Origin of the sequence: Enterococcus sp. DIV0660C, assembly GCF_017316125.1 — a bacterium.
In the GTDB taxonomy this organism is placed as follows: Bacteria; Bacillota; Bacilli; order Lactobacillales; family Enterococcaceae; genus Enterococcus_B.
In genome coordinates, this window is record NZ_JAFLWA010000003.1 from 64338 (window position 1) to 83251 (window position 18914).

The 18914-nt window shown below is 37.7% G+C and carries 19 protein-coding genes and 1 tRNA gene; 16 read left to right on the forward strand and 4 right to left on the reverse strand.

Going from position 1 to position 18914, the window contains the following annotated elements; all coding sequences use genetic code 11:
* Positions 1-4 precede the first annotated feature (4 nt).
* From yidA to DOK81_RS00495, 3 genes are read right to left on the reverse strand one after another with little or no spacing between them, the layout of a single operon-like run.
* Complete coding sequence (gene yidA, locus DOK81_RS00485; protein WP_206907119.1) at positions 5-817, reverse strand: sugar-phosphatase; 813 nt, start codon at positions 815-817, stop codon at positions 5-7.
* 20 nt (positions 818-837) lie between these two features.
* On the reverse strand, positions 838-2205 hold the full coding sequence (locus tag DOK81_RS00490; RefSeq protein ID WP_206907121.1) for an HD domain-containing protein: 1368 nt from the start codon (positions 2203-2205) through the stop codon (positions 838-840).
* 1 nt (position 2206) lies between these two features.
* Positions 2207-3031 carry a lipoate--protein ligase family protein gene (locus DOK81_RS00495; protein ID WP_206907123.1) on the reverse strand — a complete coding sequence of 275 codons (825 nt, stop codon included), beginning with the start codon at positions 3029-3031 and terminating at the stop codon, positions 2207-2209.
* A gap of 212 nt (positions 3032-3243) precedes the next feature.
* Between DOK81_RS00495 and DOK81_RS00500 the strand changes: the two genes are divergently transcribed.
* Both DOK81_RS00500 and rpoE read left to right on the forward strand, forming a co-directional pair.
* Positions 3244-3681 (forward strand): DUF1934 domain-containing protein, encoded by a 438-nt coding sequence (locus tag DOK81_RS00500; protein WP_206907125.1) that lies wholly within the window; start codon positions 3244-3246, stop codon positions 3679-3681.
* 74 nt (positions 3682-3755) lie between these two features.
* Positions 3756-4382, forward strand: a complete 627-nt coding sequence (gene rpoE / locus DOK81_RS00505; RefSeq protein WP_206907127.1) for a DNA-directed RNA polymerase subunit delta — start codon at positions 3756-3758, stop codon at positions 4380-4382.
* A gap of 300 nt (positions 4383-4682) precedes the next feature.
* On the opposite strand, the gene DOK81_RS00510 is transcribed toward rpoE, so the two are convergent.
* Positions 4683-4754 (reverse strand) — tRNA-Arg (locus DOK81_RS00510).
* A 59-nt stretch (positions 4755-4813) separates the two neighbouring features.
* Between DOK81_RS00510 and rpoN the strand changes: the two genes are divergently transcribed.
* The 14 genes from rpoN (at position 4814) to smpB (ending at position 18650) form a co-directional block, all read left to right on the forward strand.
* Complete coding sequence (gene rpoN, locus DOK81_RS00515) at positions 4814-6145, forward strand: RNA polymerase factor sigma-54 (protein ID WP_206907130.1); 1332 nt, start codon at positions 4814-4816, stop codon at positions 6143-6145.
* A gap of 150 nt (positions 6146-6295) precedes the next feature.
* Positions 6296-7387 carry a sugar-binding domain-containing protein gene (locus DOK81_RS00520; RefSeq protein ID WP_206907132.1) on the forward strand — a complete coding sequence of 364 codons (1092 nt, stop codon included), beginning with the start codon at positions 6296-6298 and terminating at the stop codon, positions 7385-7387.
* 40 nt (positions 7388-7427) lie between these two features.
* Complete coding sequence (gene gap / locus DOK81_RS00525) at positions 7428-8429, forward strand: type I glyceraldehyde-3-phosphate dehydrogenase (protein ID WP_206898410.1); 1002 nt, start codon at positions 7428-7430, stop codon at positions 8427-8429.
* 104 nt (positions 8430-8533) lie between these two features.
* Positions 8534-9724: a phosphoglycerate kinase gene (locus DOK81_RS00530; protein ID WP_206907134.1), complete on the forward strand. Its 1191-nt coding sequence runs from the start codon at positions 8534-8536 to the stop codon at positions 9722-9724.
* A gap of 84 nt (positions 9725-9808) precedes the next feature.
* Positions 9809-10564, forward strand: coding sequence for a triose-phosphate isomerase (gene tpiA / locus DOK81_RS00535; RefSeq protein WP_206907136.1), 756 nt, complete (start codon positions 9809-9811; stop codon positions 10562-10564).
* Positions 10565-10681: 117 nt separating this feature from the next.
* Positions 10682-11980 (forward strand): phosphopyruvate hydratase, encoded by a 1299-nt coding sequence (gene eno, locus DOK81_RS00540; RefSeq protein ID WP_067483744.1) that lies wholly within the window; start codon positions 10682-10684, stop codon positions 11978-11980.
* Positions 11981-12125: 145 nt separating this feature from the next.
* The gene (locus tag DOK81_RS00545) at positions 12126-12485 is read left to right on the forward strand and encodes a DUF1304 domain-containing protein (protein ID WP_206907138.1); all 360 of its coding nucleotides are present in this window, start codon (positions 12126-12128) and stop codon (positions 12483-12485) included.
* A 151-nt stretch (positions 12486-12636) separates the two neighbouring features.
* A complete protein-coding gene (locus DOK81_RS00550; protein ID WP_206907204.1) occupies positions 12637-13605 on the forward strand; it encodes an alpha/beta hydrolase in 969 nt (322 codons plus the stop codon).
* 240 nt (positions 13606-13845) lie between these two features.
* On the forward strand, positions 13846-14121 hold the full coding sequence (locus tag DOK81_RS00555) for a (4Fe-4S)-binding protein (RefSeq protein WP_206907205.1): 276 nt from the start codon (positions 13846-13848) through the stop codon (positions 14119-14121).
* A gap of 1 nt (position 14122) precedes the next feature.
* A complete protein-coding gene (locus tag DOK81_RS00560) occupies positions 14123-14398 on the forward strand; it encodes a GNAT family N-acetyltransferase (RefSeq protein WP_206907139.1) in 276 nt (91 codons plus the stop codon).
* A 308-nt stretch (positions 14399-14706) separates the two neighbouring features.
* The gene (gene secG / locus DOK81_RS00565; protein WP_206907141.1) at positions 14707-14943 is read left to right on the forward strand and encodes a preprotein translocase subunit SecG; all 237 of its coding nucleotides are present in this window, start codon (positions 14707-14709) and stop codon (positions 14941-14943) included.
* Between the two features lie 112 nt (positions 14944-15055).
* On the forward strand, positions 15056-15811 hold the full coding sequence (locus DOK81_RS00570; protein WP_206907207.1) for an alpha/beta fold hydrolase: 756 nt from the start codon (positions 15056-15058) through the stop codon (positions 15809-15811).
* Entirely contained in the window at positions 15808-18165 is a 2358-nt protein-coding gene (gene rnr / locus DOK81_RS00575) for a ribonuclease R (protein WP_206907143.1), read from the forward strand. Before DOK81_RS00570 ends, rnr begins: the two co-directional genes overlap by 4 nt.
* Positions 18166-18185: 20 nt before the next feature.
* Positions 18186-18650 (forward strand): SsrA-binding protein SmpB, encoded by a 465-nt coding sequence (gene smpB, locus DOK81_RS00580; protein ID WP_206907150.1) that lies wholly within the window; start codon positions 18186-18188, stop codon positions 18648-18650.
* Positions 18651-18914 lie beyond the last annotated feature (264 nt).

Here is an 18914-nt window from a genome sequence, read left to right on the forward strand (position 1 = left end):
GGCTTTAGTTTAGCACATATTTTTTGATTGCTTCAGCTACACCATGTTCTTCGTTTGAAGTTGTTAATACGTTAGCTGCTTCTTTTACGATTGGGAGAGCATTTTCCATAGCTACTCCGAGGCCTGCATATTCAATCATAGATAAATCATTTTCATTATCCCCAATTGCCATGACTTCGTCTTGCGTGATTCCAAGATGTTGTGCCAAGTTCGCAACTGCTGTTCCTTTGTTTGCTTGTTTATTCAAGACTTCAAAATAAAAAGGTGCGCTTTTAACAGTGGTATATTTGTCGCGAAATTCTTGAGGAAGACGAGCAATTGCTGCATCTAAGATTTCAGGTTCGTCGATCATCATCATTTTGACAATATTCATATCTGGTGTCATTTCTTCAGGTGTACGATATTTCAACGGCATTTTTACAAGACCTGATTCGTGGACAGAATAAGGGCTGATGTCTCGGTTAGGAGTATAGATGGCTTGTTCATCAATTGAGTGTAAGTGGCTGCCAACTCGGCGCGCCATCACTTCGATTTCTAAAAAGTCTTCGTGAGTCAACCCATGACGTGCGATAATGTCCCCTGTTTTTGTTTGTTGAACTAAAGCACCATTATAAGTGATGACATAGTCTGTATCTTTGAATAGTTCTAACTCTTCAAGTTGTTCCCTGACACCAGGTAATGGACGACCTGTACATAAAACAATGTTTACTCCTTGCTTGTCCGCCTGCTGAATTGCTTTTTTGACTTCCGCTGTTAATTCACGTTGATCGTTTAACAAGGTGCCATCGATATCGATAGCGATTAATTTGATAGACATAATTTCCTCCAACATTTTTCTTACTTATTTTCAATTAGAGCGCCATTTTGAATGTGACTGGCAAATTCTTGATAGGTTTCATCAAAGAGATCATAATGGTCCCTCAAAGTGGGATCAACCATTTCTTTTGGAAAAAAGAATCGTTCATCACCTTGTTCTTGACCAGCTAATGCTGCAACTAATTGGCTAACCTTGGATAATTCTATCAAAGTTCCGTCATTTCTCAAAATCTCAATTTGAGTGCGATGTCGGTTTTGCTCTGGGCGATAAAAATCATAAGGCAAATCATAACTGGAATTGATTGCTGTGTAGTACACAGGATTGTATCCCACTTTTTCAACTAGTAGAGTAAGTTCTTCAATCAGTGGTGAGTTGCGCTCACCAGAAAAAGTGGCAGATTTTAATGGTTTTCGATTTAAAAATCGTTTTGCTAAGTCACTTAAAATCGGATCAGCAGATTCTGTCCATTGTGTAAAGTAGGTTCCTAATACGCCATCATCAAGCTTCAAGTAATCATCCAGTGTAAATGATTCAGCCAAGAAAGGAAGTAGAAGTTGTGCATGCATTTCAAATGAAGCGGGGTCTTCTAGATAAAGTTCGTGTGCCCGATGAAGTAAATGTTCTAAAATGACTTCCATACCACGAGAAACCGGATGAAAATAAACTTGGACATACATTTGGTAACGGCTAACAATATAATCTTCCACAGCATGCATACCATTCATTGAAAAGGCGATACCACCTTCATAGGGACGAATCACTCGTAAGATCCTAGTCAAATCAAAAGTTCCATATTCTGTCCCTGTGTAATAAGCGTCTCTCAATAGATAATCCATACGATCGGCATCAATTTGACTAGAAATCATTTGAACGACCTGTGGATTGGGATACGTTTTTTGGATCACACTTGCCACTTTTTCAGGAAAGCCGTCTTCGACTCGATTCAAGATTTGATACACTTCTGTTTCCGGAGAAGTAATGATTTCCACAGTGATTGCTTCGTGGTCTGTATGGAAAATGTGTTCAAAAGTGTGCGAGTAGGGACCATGACCGACATCGTGAAGAAGTGCCGCGCAAAGCGTAACCAATCGTTCTTTATCGTCCCAACCATTTTCACCAATTTTTTCTTTTGAATAGTTCCGTGAAAAAATATCACAAATTCGACGGGAAATTTCATATACACCCAGTGAATGTGTAAAGCGACTATGTTCTGCGCCATGAAAAGTAAATGAAGCTGTCCCTAATTGTTTGATACGTCGTAGTCGTTGGACTTCTTTTGAGTTGATTAAATCCAAAATAACTTGATGCTGTACATGGATATAATTATGGACAGGATCACGAAACACCTTTTCAATAGGGAGAACTTGGTATTTATAAGGAATTGTCATACTATTGCTCCTTTAAGATAGAATTTCTGTCAGCCATTCTTGTTAGCTGTGTCTTCCATTCGTCTGCTGACACGTAGTTTTGTAACCAGTCAGTTGAAGGAAAGGAAGTGAGAGGCTCAGATTGCACCATGAGGTTTTGAAAAGCTGTTGCTAAGCGGAATTTAACTTCAGAAACAGTCAATTGTTGGTGCAAAAGGTCGCTAAGATTCGCCATTTTTTCTGGTTGGACAGCAGGATAGCCATCTGCACCAAAAGCTTCTTTTAATGAAATTTGATAAAAGGTTCGCATCAACTCGCCGCGTGCTAGTTGATTCCCAGTGACGCTTAAATACATCATGACTGCAATCCCATTTTTGATTCGACGTTGAGCAATTCCTGCAAACTTTTTCCCAGAAATACTTAAGTCATATGTTCCAGGACAATAGGAGTCAGAAATTTCAAATGCTTCAATTGTCGCTTCAGGAAAAGCTTTTCTGGTCAAAGTTAACATTCGTTCATAACCGTCATCAATTGAAATTTTTTTGTCATCTGTTTGTGGAAATAGTAAAGACACATTTAAAATGCCCGTATCAGAAACGATACCCAAGCCTCCCGAATTTCGTACCACAGGCGTATAACCAAATTCACGAATTGATTGAACACCTTCATCAAAGAAAGGTGTACGAGTATCTTTCATTCCAAAAATCACTGTCTTGTTATATTGCCAGAAATGAAGAAATGTTTGTTGTCGCTTCTTCGTCTCTGCGGTTAATAAATCGGTCAATGCAAAAGGGGAAAAGTCATTGCCTTGATAGATGTCTTGATCCAATAAAATAGGAGGATTCATTTCATCAACTCCTTGTTCAGTTAGTTCCCTTATTTCTCTTTCAGTATACCTCAAAAACAAGCAGAAGTTTTTAAGTACGCTTCTTATAAGAATAACTGACAAGTGACTAAATTTGGGTAAAAAAAGTAAAAAAATAAAAAGTATACAAGTTGGTTGACAAAATAGCTGAAACTGGGAACAATAAGCCTATGAGAAGTAAAGGAGAATGCGAGATGGATTTATCACAAGGAACACCAATTTCAATAAAGCTACGCACAAAAGTGAAACAACAAGGTGAAGTTCAAGATTTTTATTTTGATCTAAATGGTCAAATGGTAAAAATTGGCGATACGTTATACATACGGTATAAAGAAGTTCAAGAAGAAACAGGGCAAGAAGTTCCTGTGACAATCAAAATCATTCCTGATGGCCATGTTCAATTGATTCGAGCAGGAGAAATGCGAATGCGCCTTAAATTTGGTTACAAAGAACGTTTAGAAACAGCTTATAAAACACCTTACGGAATGATCTTGATTCAAACATTTACGAATGAATTGCATGTTAGTCTAAAAGATCGACCAGCTTCAGGAAACATTGTGATTGCCTATGATTTATTTATGGGGGAAGAAAAATTAGGTGAATATTATTTAACCTTAGATTTTACAGCATAATTTAAAAGAAAAGTTTGATTTTTTATCGTTGATTTTGTATGATAAGGGATAGACTGTGAAAGGACGTGTCCTGATTGGAAATTAGTGTATTTGAAGGTGCAAACAAAAACGAATTATCAATGATCGAAGTTGCACATGCGATTTTAGAACAACATGGTGATGTGATGGATTTTTCTGATTTAGTTAATCAAATCCAAAACTATCTTGGCAAAACAGATGGAGATATTCGTGATTCATTAGCACAGTTTTATACTGACTTAAATATTGACGGCAGCTTTATTTCTTTAGGCGACAACCGTTGGGGCTTGCGCTCATGGTACGCAATTGATTCAATTGATGAAGAAGTAAATCATGGAATTGACGAAGAAGATGAAGATAAACCTCGTCGCCGCAAACGCAAAAAAGTGAATGCCTTTATCAATGATGATGAAGATGCAATTGACTATAACGATGATGACCCAGAAGATGCTGACTTGTCTGATGAAGATGATGATGATTTATTTGAAGATGATGATGACGACGATGAAGAAATCGCAGCATACAACTCTGATCTACAAGAAATCGGTGCGGATGACAATAGCGACGATGAAGAAGTATTACCAGGGAACATTGAAGAAGACTTAAGCATTATCGAAGACGAAGACGATGAAGATGATGATGAAGAGTATGACAATGAAGAATTTTCTGAAAAAACAGAGTAATGACATCCTTTGCTTGAAAAGCGCTACGTTCTAATTGAAGAAATGTATATGTAGGATCAGAACCAACTAGCTGGAAAATGGCTGGTTGGTTTTTTTGTCGATGGTAAAAGAGAACAAACAGAGGCTGTGACAATACTTTTGTCACAGCCTCTGTTTCAATACATGATGTTTCAGACGCGACTTCCTCGAAAGTAAGTCGAAACTCCACAAGGAAAGGAGAAGCCAACTGCTTCTGTCATAACCTCTTCTTTAAAATATAGAAAGCAAAGATACTTAAATTATGCTAAAATGGCTATTGAACGCGTCCTGAGGGAATCGAACCCCCGTCTCAAGAACCGGAATCTTACGTGATATCCACTACACTAAGGACGCAAGCACTGGCATAATTGTAACCAACCAAAAAATAATTTACAAGGGGATAAGGCAAAAAAATGAAATTTCAACAGAATTTTTCACAAAAACAACAACAAACGCAAAAATTGGCTATGACTCAGCAATTGCAGCAATCAATCCAAATCCTCCAATATAATAGTGAAGAATTATTAGCTTTTGTTGAAAATCAGGCGCTAGAAAATCCTTTGGTTGAAGTAGTCGAACCAGAATGGCAACCAGACTACAAAAAAACAAGCAACAATTATGATGGAGAAGAAACAAGCTATCTGAATCAAATTCCTGATACAAAGGGATCATTGTTTGAATCGTTGATTGACCAAGTACATTTGAACTACCGTGATACATTTTTACGTAAAATGATTTTGTATTTGATTGAATATATTGATTTAAATGGTTTTTTAACAATTGATCTAGCGGATGCGGCCAAAGATACAGGTGCATCAGCAATCCAACTATTAGATGCACTGACGTTGATCCAACAGCTAGAACCGGCAGGAGTAGGGGCTAGAAATCTTCAAGAATGTTTAATGTTACAAACAGAACGAGACGATTTTGCTCCAGCATTAGCTTACATCGTTTTGGAGGAATGCTTTGATGAACTAGTCCAACGAAAATGGAAAGAAATCGCACAAAAATTCTCAATTGAACTTAGCGAGGTCCAACATATTTTTGACTATCTTCAAACATTATCACCAAGTCCTGGGAGAATTTTCGACAACAGTCATGAACTTTATATAATTCCAGATGTGAAAGTTTTGGTCCACGACGACAATGAAGTTCAAGTGGTCTCAAATCGAACAAGTCAACCAACTATTCGTTTTCAAGAAAACTATTTCAAACAAATGAATCAAAAAGCAGATAAAGAAACAGCTACTTATTTGAAAGAGCGAAAACAAGAATTTGAGTGGCTACAAAAAACGATGGTGCAACGTGGTGATACGATTTTAAAAGTTGCGCAAGTAATCGTTTCACGTCAAAAAGATTTCTTTATCGATGTTAATCGGCCCATTAAGCCATTGACCTTAAAAGAAGTGGCTTCAGAAGTTGACGTTCATGAGTCAACTGTGAGTCGGGCTGTTCATGGAAAATACTTGGAAACAACTTTTGGTATTTTTGAACTGAAAAAATTTTTTACGACTCGCATAGCAAGTAACAACTCGGCTGGAACGGAAGACTTATCCGCCGAGATGGCAAAGAAGAGACTACAAGAGTTAGTCGACCAAGAAAATAAGGCGAAGCCTTTGTCGGATCAAAAATTAGTCGAGCTTCTAAAAAAAGAAGAAATTGTGATTTCAAGAAGAACCGTTGCAAAATACCGAGATCTTTTGGGAATCCCGAGTTCATCAAAAAGAAAACGGTATGATAAATAAAAAAAGAAAGGCTAGTAAAAGTATTTCACTTTTCTAGTCTTTTTTAGTTGAAAAGTTAGCCAGAAACTGTTAGACTAACGCATGTGAGGTTGAAGTTTTCCTTTTAATGAAAAAAGAAAGTAAAACAATCAATTTTATTTTTTATCGTACATGGGTCGTTTTGAGTCTACATTGGACATTTATAGTCCAACTAAGGAGATCGCTATGCTAGATGAATTGAAAATGATTGAATCCGTTGCACCAGATATTATTGAAGTTCTTCAAGAACGCTATAAAATTTTGCGGAATATTTATTGGATGCAGCCGATTGGTCGACGTAGCTTATCTGAAAGTATGGGGATGACAGAGCGAGTTTTGCGAACAGAAACAGATCTTTTGAAAAATCTTCAACTAATTGACACGTCAAAAAGTGGTATGACGTTGACCACAAAAGGTGAGGAAGTTTATCAAAGCCTTGAAAACTTCATGGATCAGCTTTTAGGAATGCATCAGACAGAAAAAAAGTTGGCTGAGTATTTTGGTAATCAACGTTGTATTGTCGTTTCAGGAAATAGTGACGCACAACCAAAAGTGACAGATGCTTTTGGGGATGCTTTAAACGAATCCTTGAACTTGCTTCTTCCAGAGGGTGAGAATATTATCGCCGTAATGGGAGGAACCACGATGGCTGTTGTCGCTGAACAGTTGACGAATTTGGAAAACAAGAAACGACATAACTTGTTTGTTCCTGCCAGAGGGGGAATTGGCGAGGCGGTTACCGTACAAGCAAATTCAGTTAGTGCTAGAATGGCAGCTAACACAAATGGGGATCATCGAGCATTGTATGTTCCAGAGCAACTAAGTTTAGCTACCTATAATTCTTTACTCAATGAACCATCTATTCAAGAAGTGTTAAACTTGATAAGTCAGGCGAATTGTGTTATTCATAGTATTGGACGTGCTTTGCATATGGCAGCACGCCGAAAAATGACTGAAAAAGAATTGATTATGTTGAAGCAGGCGAATGCTGTAGCGGAATCCTTTGGTTATTTCTTTAACGAAAATGGAGAAGTTGTTTACAAGGTTCCGAGAATCGGTATCGAACTGAAAGACTTGACACAGGTGCCAATCATTCTTGCGATTGCTGGTGGAAAAACAAAAGCCAAAGCAATCCGAGCGTATATGAAAAATGCACCAAAACAAACGTGGCTGATCACAGATGAGGCCGCAGCAAATGAGATTTTAAAAGGGGTAACCCTTTAAAATAAAAATTTTTTTGATTTTCATAAGGAGGAAATCTTAAATGACAGTTAAAGTAGGTATTAATGGTTTTGGACGTATCGGACGTCTAGCGTTCCGCCGTATCCAAGATGTAGATGGAATCGAAGTAGTAGCAATCAATGACTTAACAGATGCTAAAATGTTAGCACACTTGTTAAAATATGACACAACTCAAGGACGTTTCAACGGAACAGTTGAAGTTCATGAAGGTTCTTTCAACGTTAACGGTAAAGAAGTTAAAGTTTTAGCTAACCGTAACCCTGAAGAATTACCATGGGGCGAACTAGGCGTAGACATCGTTCTAGAATGTACTGGTTTCTTCACTTCTAAAGCAGCTGCTGAAAAACATTTAACAGCTGGTGCTAAACGTGTTGTTATCTCTGCTCCTGGTGGAGACGATGTTCCAACAATCGTTTATAACACTAACCACGAAACATTAACTGGTAAAGAAACAGTTATCTCAGGTGCTTCATGTACTACTAACTGTTTAGCTCCTATGGCTAAAACATTGAACGACAAATTTGGTGTTGTTGAAGGATTAATGACAACTATCCACGCTTACACAGGTGACCAAATGACTCTAGACGGACCACACCCTAAAGGTGACTTCCGCCGCGCACGCGCTGCTGCTGCAAACATCGTTCCTAACTCAACAGGTGCTGCTAAAGCTATCGGCTTAGTTATCCCTGAATTGAACGGTAAATTAGACGGAGCTGCTCAACGTGTTCCTGTTCCAACTGGTTCATTAACTGAATTAGTAACAGTTCTTAAAAAAGAAGTTTCAGTTGACGAAATCAACGAAGCAATGAAAGAAGCTGCAAACGAATCTTACGGTTACAACACTGACGAAATCGTTTCTTCAGATATCGTAGGTATGACTTTCGGTTCATTGTTTGATGCAACTCAAACTAAAGTAATGACAGTAGGCGACCAACAATTAGTTAAAACTGTTGCTTGGTACGACAACGAAATGTCTTACACTGCACAATTAGTACGTACTTTAGAATACTTCGCTAAACTATAAGAAACACGTACGAGTGTAAATTTAAACAAGTACACTTAAAAGCGGGGAAGCAATCGCGCTTCTCCGCTTTTTTTGATAACAAAGTTTATTTAGGAGGAAACAAAATGGCTAAGAAAACAGTAAAAGATATCGACTTAAAAGATAAAAAAGTTCTTGTCCGTGTTGACTTTAATGTTCCTTTGAAAGATGGCGTGATCACTGACGATACACGTATCAAAGCTGCTTTACCAACAATCAACTACGTGCTTGAACAAGGCGGAAAAGCAATCCTTTTCTCTCATTTAGGACGTGTAAAAGCTGAAGAAGATAAAGCAGGAAAATCTTTAGCACCAGTTGCTAAACGTTTGGGCGAATTATTAGGTAAAGAAGTTACTTTCGTACCTGAAACTCGTGGAAAAGAATTAGAAGAAGCAATCAACAACATGAAAGACGGCGAAGTTGTTGTCTTTGAAAACACTCGTTTTGAAGATGTTGATGGTAAAAAAGAAAGCAAAAATGATCCAGAATTAGGAAAATACTGGGCTTCACTAGGTGATGTTTTTGTCAATGATGCTTTCGGTACGGCTCACCGTGCACATGCTTCTAACGTAGGAATCGCTTCAACTGGTATTCCAACAGTTGCTGGATTTTTAATGGACAAAGAAATCAAATTTATCGGCGAAGCTGTTGAAGAACCAAAACGCCCAATGATTGCAATCCTTGGTGGTGCTAAAGTTTCTGACAAAATCGGCGTTATTGAAAACTTGATTCCAAAAGCTGACAAAATCTTGATCGGTGGCGGAATGACTTATACATTCTACGCAGCAAAAGGAATTAAAATCGGAAGTTCTTTAGTTGAATCTGACAAAATCGAATTAGCTAAAGAATTGATTGAAAAAGCAGGCGACAAACTTGTATTACCAATCGACAACGTTTGTGCACCTGAATTCTCAAACGACGTAGAAACTCAAGTTATCGAAGGCGACATTCCTGATGGATTGATGGCTCTAGATATCGGACCTGCATCAGTTAAATTATTTGCTGATACATTGAAAGGTGCGAAAACTGTTGTTTGGAACGGACCAATGGGTGTGTTCGAAATGAGTAACTTCGCTAATGGTACAATCGGAGTTTGTGAAGCAATCGCAAATCTTGAAGGTGCTACAACAATCATCGGTGGTGGGGACTCTGCAGCTGCAGCTGAACAACTTGGCTTTGCTGACAAATTCACTCATATCTCAACTGGTGGGGGCGCAAGTTTAGAATTGTTAGAAGGTAAAGAATTACCTGGTCTAGCAGCAATTAACGATAAATAATCCACCTGTATCTAGGTGTGCGCTTTGAAACAAGTGTACCTTTAGACTTGTGTTTTGAAAAAGAAAAAGGAGTGTGTGTTCATCATGCGTAAACCAATCATCGCTGGTAACTGGAAAATGAACAAAACTGCATCAGAAGCAAAAGCATTTGCTGAAGCAGTAAAAAACAAAATCCCTTCAAATGAAGTAGTTGACTCTGTTATCGGATCACCTGCATTATTCTTACAAGAATTAATGGCTTCTGCTGAAGGTACTGAACTAAAAATTTCTGCACAAAACTGTTTCTGGGAAAACTCAGGCGCTTTCACTGGTGAAACTTCACCAGCTGCATTAGCAGATCTTGGTGTTCAATATGTTATCATTGGACATTCAGAACGTCGTGAATATTTCCATGAGACTGACGAAGATATCAACAAAAAAGCAAAAGCAATTTTTGCAAATGGTATGACACCTATCTTATGTTGTGGTGAAACTTTAGAAACATATGAAGCAGGAAAAACTGCTGAATGGATCGAAGGCCAAATCACTGAAGGTCTTAAAGACTTAACAGACGGACAAGTAAGCAATATGGTAATTGCTTATGAACCAATCTGGGCAATCGGTACTGGTAAATCTGCTGATGCACAAATCGCTGATGAAATTTGTGGCGTTGTTCGTCAAACAGTTGAAAAATTATATGGCAAAGAAGTTTCTGATGCTGTACGTATCCAATACGGCGGTTCTGTTAAACCAGAAAACATTGCGGAATACATGGCTAAAGAAAACGTTGATGGAGCTTTAGTTGGCGGAGCTAGCTTAGAAGCTGACTCATTCTTATCTTTATTAGACGCTGTAAAATAATTTTTGAAAATTTGTGAAAAAAAGCAATAAATGTTTGCACTTAGTCACAAAATTAACTAAAATCGTATATGAGGGAAATCCCTTAGGATAAAAACAAACTCAAAGGAGAGACAAAACATGTCAATTATTACTGATGTTTACGCTCGCGAGATCTTAGACTCACGCGGTAACCCAACAATCGAAGTAGAAGTATACACAGAAAGCGGAGCTTTTGGCCGTGGAATGGTTCCTTCAGGTGCTTCAACTGGTGAATACGAAGCAGTTGAATTACGTGATGGCGACAAAGCTCGTTACGGTGGTAAAGGTGTTACTAAAGCTGTTGATAACGTAAACAACATCATTGCTGAAGCAATCATTGGCTACGATGTACGTGACCAAATGGCTATCGATAAAGCTATGATCGCTTTAGACGGAACTCCTAACAAAGGTAAATTAGGTGCGAACGCTATTTTAGGTGTATCTATTGCTGTTGCTCGTGCGGCTGCTGACTACCTAGAAGTACCTTTATACCACTACCTAGGCGGATTTAATACAAAAGTATTACCAACTCCAATGATGAACATCATCAATGGTGGATCACATGCTGATAACTCAATCGACTTCCAAGAATTCATGATTATGCCTGTAGGTGCTCCAACATTTAAAGAAGCACTACGTATGGGTGCTGAAGTATTCCACGCTTTAGCTGCAATTTTAAAAGGTCGCGGATTAGCAACTTCTGTTGGTGACGAAGGTGGATTTGCTCCTAACCTTGGTTCAAACGAAGAAGGTTTCGAAGTTATCATCGAAGCAATCGAAAAAGCTGGCTATGTACCTGGTAAAGACGTTGTTCTTGCTATGGATGCTGCTTCTTCAGAATTCTACGACAAAGAAAAAGGTGTTTACGTTTTAGCTGACTCAGGCGAAGGCGAAAAAACAACTGACGAAATGATCAAATTCTACGAAGAATTAGTTTCTAAATATCCAATCATCTCAATCGAAGATGGCCTAGACGAAAACGACTGGGACGGATTCAAGAAATTAACTGACGTATTAGGCGACAAAGTTCAATTAGTTGGTGACGACTTGTTCGTAACAAACACTCAAAAATTAGCTGAAGGTATCGAAAAAGGAATTGCTAACTCAATCCTTATCAAAGTTAACCAAATTGGTACTTTAACAGAAACTTTCGAAGCTATTGAAATGGCTAAAGAAGCTGGTTACACTGCAGTTGTATCTCACCGTTCTGGTGAAACAGAAGATTCAACAATCTCTGATATCGCAGTTGCAACTAACGCTGGCCAAATCAAAACTGGTTCTCTTTCACGTACTGACCGTATTGCTAAATACAATCAATTATTACGTATCGAAGACCAACTTGGTGAAGTTGCTGAATACAAAGGTTTGAAATCTTTCTACAACTTAAAAAATAAATAATTTTTACGAATTAACTATTTTGAGACGTGAGGCTTGCCTCACGTCTTTTTTTGTTCATAAAATACTGTGCAGTTAATTGTTTTACAAGCCGATCGAATTTTTATATGATAAATAGCATCAATAAGTATCAAAGGAGAGAAACAATATGCATCTTTTTTCAACGATAATCATCACGTTAGTAGCAATCGAGTTTTTTTATATTATGTATTTAGAGACGTTTGCAACCACCTCAGCAACCACTGGACGAGTATTTCATTTGTCAAAAGAAGAATTAGCACGTCCGTCAGTAACTGTTTTATTCAAGAATCAAGGAATTTATAATGGATTGATCGGCGTAGGCTTACTTTATGCGACATATGTCTCCTCTGTCGGTATTGAGCTCGCGAAGATCTTGTTACTATATATTATTTTAGTAGCTTTATATGGAAGCATAACAAGTGACAAAAAAATTATTGTTACACAAGGTGGATTGGCAATTATTGCTTTTATTTCTCTATTTTTTTAAGTTAAGTCTTTAAAAATTCCACAGTTTTTTTATTAGAATGGTACAATAAAAATAGAGTTTACTTGAATTTTTTTAAAAGCAAAAATCAGCTTTGATTAATCGATCTCATGGTGCAAATTAATGATAACTGAGTAGTGGAGGTGTTGAATTGATCATTATGTTGTATATTGTTTTAGTAATTGCGATTTTTGCTATTATTTTTAATGTTATTTCTTATTCTTATGCAAAAAAGTTGATCAAGGTTGGTGTACAGCGAGGTCATAATTGGTATGAAACAACTGGACATCTCTTAATGGATCCTGCAGCGACTGAAGCTGTTGAAGCAAAACGACAACAACTAGAAGAATCAGCAGAGAGTTTTTGGCAAACAGGTGTGATTGAAACAATCAAAAGCTATGATGGATTAAAACTTGTAGGAAAATGGTTTATCACAGATCGGAGACAAAAAAATTGGGTGATTTGTATCCATGATTACCGAAGTACGGGGAAACGAGACATGTCTTTTATTGGGAAAAAATATGCGGAACAAGGATTTAATGTTTTGATTCCAGATTTACGTGCACATGGCGAAAGTGAAGGAGAAATCATCGGGATGGGCTGGTTAGATCGTCTGGATTTGATTGCTTGGATCAAACAGCTGATGAAAGAATATCCGGAGGCTTCAATCGTTTTGCATGGGGGTTCGATGGGGGCATCGACGATCATGATGGCTAGTGGCGAGAAGTTACCTTCTTCTGTGAAAGGTTTCGTCTTGGATAGTGGATATGTTTCTGTTTATGCAGAATTTCGTTATATGTTAAGCAAGCTAACTTCATTTCCAAAGTGGTTGATTATGCGGTACGCAAATTCTTACGCTCAAAAATATGCTGGATATTCTTTAAAACAGGCATCCGCTACGCGACAACTAGGTAGTAATCATTTACCATTGTTAATTATCCATGGGGAACATGATTATTTTGTACCAGTTGAAGCAGCATATACGGTGCAAAATGCAACAGCGGGGGAAAAGGAATTATTGTTGGTTCCAAATGCGGAACATTTAGCACCAGTATTGAATGAACCAAAGACTTATTGGACAGTTGTGTTTTCTTTTATCAACGAACGTATTTTAGTAGGTTAATAAAGCATTTTGCTTTTTCGGATCAGACGATTTGCGATAATTAATATAGAAGAAAAAATTTGCAATGTTTCATCTAAGCAATTTATATTGGGTTTCAGGTCGTAGGCTTGATTGAGTAAGTTGTGCCTGATTTATAAAACTGCTTTATTTATTCTCGTCTGCGAGGATAAATAGTTGCTGCTTCGAAGAGAGATTGGTAGAATGAATTATATAAAAACACGAGTTATTTTTAGGGGTGGTATGATGGGGCAACAGGTGAACAAGGAACATTTTTCAACCGAAGAAGAATTATTTGAAGCAGGTTATCGAAAATATTCGGGTGAAAAGATAGATATTTTTTATAACAAAGAGATTTGTATCCACAGTGGAAATTGTGTTCGCGGAAATGCAGCCGTTTTTGAAGTTGGCCGTAGACCGTGGATCATGCCAGATAATGCAAGTGCTGATGAAAGTAGCAACATTATTCAAACATGTCCAAGTGGTGCGTTGAAGTTTATTCGAAAGGATGAAGTGTAAAATGGAAATCAAAGAAGAAAAAAATCGCTTTGCTTTATACAATGATGAACAACAAGAAATTGGAGAAATGACTTGGTCGGATGCTGGACCAGATATTATGATCATTGATCACACGTTTGTCGAACCTGCTTATCGTGGACAAAAATTGGCAGAAAAGTTAGTGAATAGTGGTGTTGAACTAGCTCGTCGTGAAGGAAAAAAAATTATTCCGCTATGCCCGTTTGCTAAAAAAGAATTTGATACAAAACCGGAATATGGAGATGTATTACGTAAATAAATAGAAATAAAAAAAGAGTGACGTTTTTGACGTCACTCTTTTTTTATAGATAGATTGACGAGACTTGATTTTTATCTGGCGTTCAGAGTAAAAAGATGACGTTGATTGAATGTAAATATGTTAGCGAAAACTGTACTCTCGATATGTCCAAAGTAACACCTCAAAATAATTTTGATTAGTTTCCTCTTACTGTTGAAGAGTGTTGTTTGTCGTTAGAACTTTCCTTTACAACCTTTTTTTGAATTTATTTTTATTCTATGGTAAAGTTAAAGAGATGATATTTTTCAAAGAAGGAGGAGCTGACGCATATGTATAATTTAATTTTAGGAATCGTGATTGCCTTATCGATCGTCATGATCATTGCAATTATGATGCAGCCAAGTAAACAAAATAGTGCGGCGAGCGCATTTACTGGTGGAGCGGATCAGTTGTTTGGAAAGCAAAAGGCACGTGGCTTTGAAGCTGTGATGCAACGAACAACTGCTGCGCTAGGAGCCGTTTGGATGATCTTATTGTTTGTCCTAGCGTTTTTATCTTCAAACTAATCAAGAGAAACCTCTCGCCGATTTGCGAGGGTTTTTTTTATTGGTCGAGTAGGTGAAAACAAGAAGTTTCTGAGAGTAACTATGGTAAAATGAAGAACGAGAGGTGATTGAATTGAAAGGAAGTTTACCAAAACCATTTTATGCGGAGCATGGAAAGCCAGCGGTCTTACTTTTGCACGCATATTCAGGTAGTTCAAATGATGTCCGAATGCTTTGTCGTTTTTTGGAAAAAGCAAATTATACTGTTTATGCTCCGATGTTTTCAGGCCATGGGACATTGAACCCAGAAGATATTTTGCATCAAGATGCTAATACTTGGTGGGAGGATGCAAAAGCAGCACTTGAATTTTTAAAAGCTAAAGGGTTTACCGAAGTTGCTGTTTTTGGCTTGTCTATGGGTGGTATTTTTGCGACAAGATTACTTGAAGAAGAAAATGTGATTGGCGGTGGCTTTTTCTGTTCACCAATTTCACCGGTAAAAACGAATGTACCAGAAAACTTTCTCATTTATGCACAACAAGTGTTGAATGCAGCAGGAAAATCAGAAAAAGAAATTCAGCAACAACTTGAAATCTATCGTCCCTTAGTTAAGGAACAATTAGCAAATATACAAGAACAAGCAGCTTATGCAAATGAAAAGCTGTCAAAAATTCAAGCACCAATCTTTCTAGCTCAAGCAGGTCAAGATGAAATGATTGATCCTATGGGTGTTTATGAAACGGCTCGCCGTTTGCACAAACAGCGAGTGACTCTTCAATGGTATCCGAAAAGCAAGCATGTGATTACGGTTGGAAACGCTAGACGTGAGCTAGAACAAGATGTCCTAGAATTTTTAGAGAAATTACCCTGGAATGAGGAAACTAAATGACAAAAGAAACAATTAAAGAAAAAATTATTTTTTTTATGGAAAGTAGCCGTAAAAAGAGCTTTTCAATGGAAGAAATTGCAGAAGGATTGGGATTTCAAAAAAGTGAAGACTTTAAACTATTAGTCCAAACAATTGCGCAAATGGAAAGAGAGCAAAGTATCGTTTTTAACAAAAAAGGTAAAGTGAAGTTGCCATTACAACCATTACTGATTGAAGGAACATTTCGTGGAAATGAACGTGGTTTTGGATTTGTAACAATCGATCCAGAAGAAGATGATATCTATATTCCAAAGGAAGCTACTGGTTATGCAATGGACGGGGACATCGTGGCAATCGATATTATTAAAACGGCAGATACGGCGCTCGATCGAGGCGCAGAAGGAAAGATCGTTGAGATTCGAGAGCGTGGAACAACGCAACTAGTGGGTGAATTCGTTGCTTATTCACCTGAGGAAGAAGCAGAAACTGATCTTTATGGCGTGGTGATTCCCAAAGATAAAAAATTAACGAGATTTAAAGTATATGCAGCCGCAGAAGGTATTCGTCCAGTAGATGGAAGTATCGTGATCGTAGAATTGACCCATTATCCAGAAAATGGTTATGCTACTAGCTTAGAAGGAATTGTCAAACAAGTAATTGGTCATAAAAACGATCCCGGTATGGATATTTTATCGATCGTTGTAGCAAATGGGATTCCAACGAAATTTCCTGATGATGTATTAGAAGAAGCAGATAAAGTCCCTGATCATATCAATGAAAAAGATTTGGTTGGACGACGTGATCTGCGAGACCAACTAATAGTAACGATTGATGGCGAAGACGCGAAGGACTTAGATGATGCAGTAACTGTTCGCAAACTAGCAAATGGCAATTACTTCTTAGGGGTTCATATTGCAGACGTTTCGTATTATGTAACACAAGGAAGCCAATTGGATCGTGAAGCTTATGATCGTGGAACAAGTGTCTATTTGACTGATCGTGTGATTCCTATGATTCCACAACGATTGTCAAACGGAATCTGTTCCTTAAATCCACACGTGCCAAGATTGACGATGAGTTGTGAGATGGAAATTGATCCAAATGGAACTGTTGTGAGTCATGAAATTTTTCAAAGTGTTATTCAAACAACCGAACGAATGACTTATACTGCTGTAAATGAAATTTTAGAAGACGAAGACCCAGAAACAATGAAACGCTATGAACAACTAGTGCCGATGTTTCGGGCGATGAAAGAATTACATGAAATATTGGAAAAGATGAGAATCCGTCGTGGGGCGATTTCTTTTGAAGATCGCGAAGCCAAGGTATTAGTGAACCCAGAAGGACATCCTTTAGATATTTTATTGCGGACACGTGGTGTAGGAGAACGATTGATTGAATCATTTATGCTTGCAGCTAACGAAACAGTGGCACATCATTATCATGATCTTCATTTACCCTTCATCTATCGAATTCATGAACAACCTAAAGAAGAAAAAATGCAACGTTTCTTTGACTTTGCTTCAGCACTAGGAATCTTAGTTAAAGGAACAAAAGGAACAATTACACCGAAAGATTTGCAAAAAGTAATCGAAGACGTAGAAGAAAAGCCTGAATCTGCAGTAATCAATACGATGCTATTGAGAAGTATGCAACAAGCGCGTTATTCAGAAGAAAACTATGGTCATTATGGCTTAGCAGCTGAGTATTATACACACTTTACCTCACCAATTCGCCGTTATCCGGACTTAATCGTTCACCGTTTAATTCGTTCTTATAGTGAGGATCGTAGTGAAGAAAAACAAGCAATCTGGTCTGCTGAATTGCCAGACATCGCTGAACACAGTTCAAAAATGGAACGCCGAGCAGTTGAGGCAGAACGTGAAGTTGATGCAATGAAGAAAGCAGAATACATGATGGATAAAGTTGGAGAAGAGTTCGATGGCATCATTAGTTCAGTGGTAAAATTTGGTTTATTTATTGAACTGCCTAATACGATTGAAGGTCTGATCCATATCAATGATTTGAAACAGGATTATTTTCACTTTATTGAAAATCATTTAGCGTTGGTGGGTGAACGGACAGGGCTAACTTTCAAAATTGGACAAAAAGTCCGAGTGAAAGTGGTCAAAGCAAGTCCAGATGAACGAGCGGTAGACTTTGAACTAGTCTCAGCAGAAGAAGTCGCACAACTTGAACGGCCAAAAACTAAACAAAAAGGTAGAGCAGGTAATCAAAATCAAAATCGTGGACGCAAAGCAAATCAACGAAATAAAAAAAATGGTGGGAAGAAAAATGACTTCCAACCGACTAAGAAAAAAGGAAAAGGTGGTAAAAAACCTTTTTATAAAGGAATCAAGAAAAAGAAAAAATAAAATAGTTTGGGGGAACTAGAATGCCAAAAGGCGAGGGAAAACTAATTGCACAAAATAAAAAGGCTCGCCATGACTACTCGATTATTGATACGATGGAAGCAGGCATGGTTTTACAAGGCACCGAAATCAAATCGATTCGGAACAGCCGAATCAATCTAAAAGATGGATTCGTGCGTGTTCGAAATGGCGAGGCCTTCCTATATAATGTTCACATTAGTCCGTATGAACAGGGGAATATTTTTAATCATGATCCGTTACGGACACGTAAGTTACTCTTGCACAAAAAGCAAATTGCCCGACTAATCGGTGAAACAAAAAATGCAGGGGTAACGATCGTCCCTTTGAAAGTGTATATCAAGAATGGGTATGCAAAAGTGTTGATTGGTTTAGCCAAGGGAAAGAAATCGTATGACAAACGGGAAGACTTGAAACGAAAAGATGTCGATCGTCAAATTGATCGAACATTGAAAAATTTCTCCAGATAATTTCAATATCCTTTTTCGCATATTCGGTGCTTTTACTTTTACTTAATGATAAAATTTGGTAGCATTTAATCTGATAAAGCACGATTACTAAAGGTTTTCCTAGAAAATCGCCACCATAATTTAAATGAAAACTTCATCAAATTAGACTGAAACGAAAAAGTGTCTAATTTTCATGAAAATGTTTTGTATTTTCTGTTTCATGGTGGTATGATACCGATTGGTTATGATCAGATTTTTTCAGAAAAACCAAATGCGCACTTGAAA

Coding starts and splice junctions, on each gene's coding strand:
- yidA (WP_206907119.1), bottom strand. CDS start 817: ATGTCTATCAAATTAATCGCTATCGATATCGATGGCACCTTGTTAAAC.
- DOK81_RS00490 (WP_206907121.1), bottom strand. CDS start 2,205: ATGACAATTCCTTATAAATACCAAGTTCTCCCTATTGAAAAGGTGTTT.
- DOK81_RS00495 (WP_206907123.1), bottom strand. CDS start 3,031: ATGAATCCTCCTATTTTATTGGATCAAGACATCTATCAAGGCAATGAC.
- DOK81_RS00500 (WP_206907125.1), top strand. CDS start 3,244: ATGGATTTATCACAAGGAACACCAATTTCAATAAAGCTACGCACAAAA.
- rpoN (WP_206907130.1), top strand. CDS start 4,814: ATGAAATTTCAACAGAATTTTTCACAAAAACAACAACAAACGCAAAAA.
- DOK81_RS00520 (WP_206907132.1), top strand. CDS start 6,296: ATGGGTCGTTTTGAGTCTACATTGGACATTTATAGTCCAACTAAGGAG.
- gap (WP_206898410.1), top strand. CDS start 7,428: ATGACAGTTAAAGTAGGTATTAATGGTTTTGGACGTATCGGACGTCTA.
- DOK81_RS00530 (WP_206907134.1), top strand. CDS start 8,534: ATGGCTAAGAAAACAGTAAAAGATATCGACTTAAAAGATAAAAAAGTT.
- tpiA (WP_206907136.1), top strand. CDS start 9,809: ATGCGTAAACCAATCATCGCTGGTAACTGGAAAATGAACAAAACTGCA.
- eno (WP_067483744.1), top strand. CDS start 10,682: ATGTCAATTATTACTGATGTTTACGCTCGCGAGATCTTAGACTCACGC.
- DOK81_RS00545 (WP_206907138.1), top strand. CDS start 12,126: ATGCATCTTTTTTCAACGATAATCATCACGTTAGTAGCAATCGAGTTT.
- DOK81_RS00555 (WP_206907205.1), top strand. CDS start 13,846: ATGATGGGGCAACAGGTGAACAAGGAACATTTTTCAACCGAAGAAGAA.
- DOK81_RS00560 (WP_206907139.1), top strand. CDS start 14,123: ATGGAAATCAAAGAAGAAAAAAATCGCTTTGCTTTATACAATGATGAA.
- secG (WP_206907141.1), top strand. CDS start 14,707: ATGTATAATTTAATTTTAGGAATCGTGATTGCCTTATCGATCGTCATG.
- rnr (WP_206907143.1), top strand. CDS start 15,808: ATGACAAAAGAAACAATTAAAGAAAAAATTATTTTTTTTATGGAAAGT.
- smpB (WP_206907150.1), top strand. CDS start 18,186: ATGCCAAAAGGCGAGGGAAAACTAATTGCACAAAATAAAAAGGCTCGC.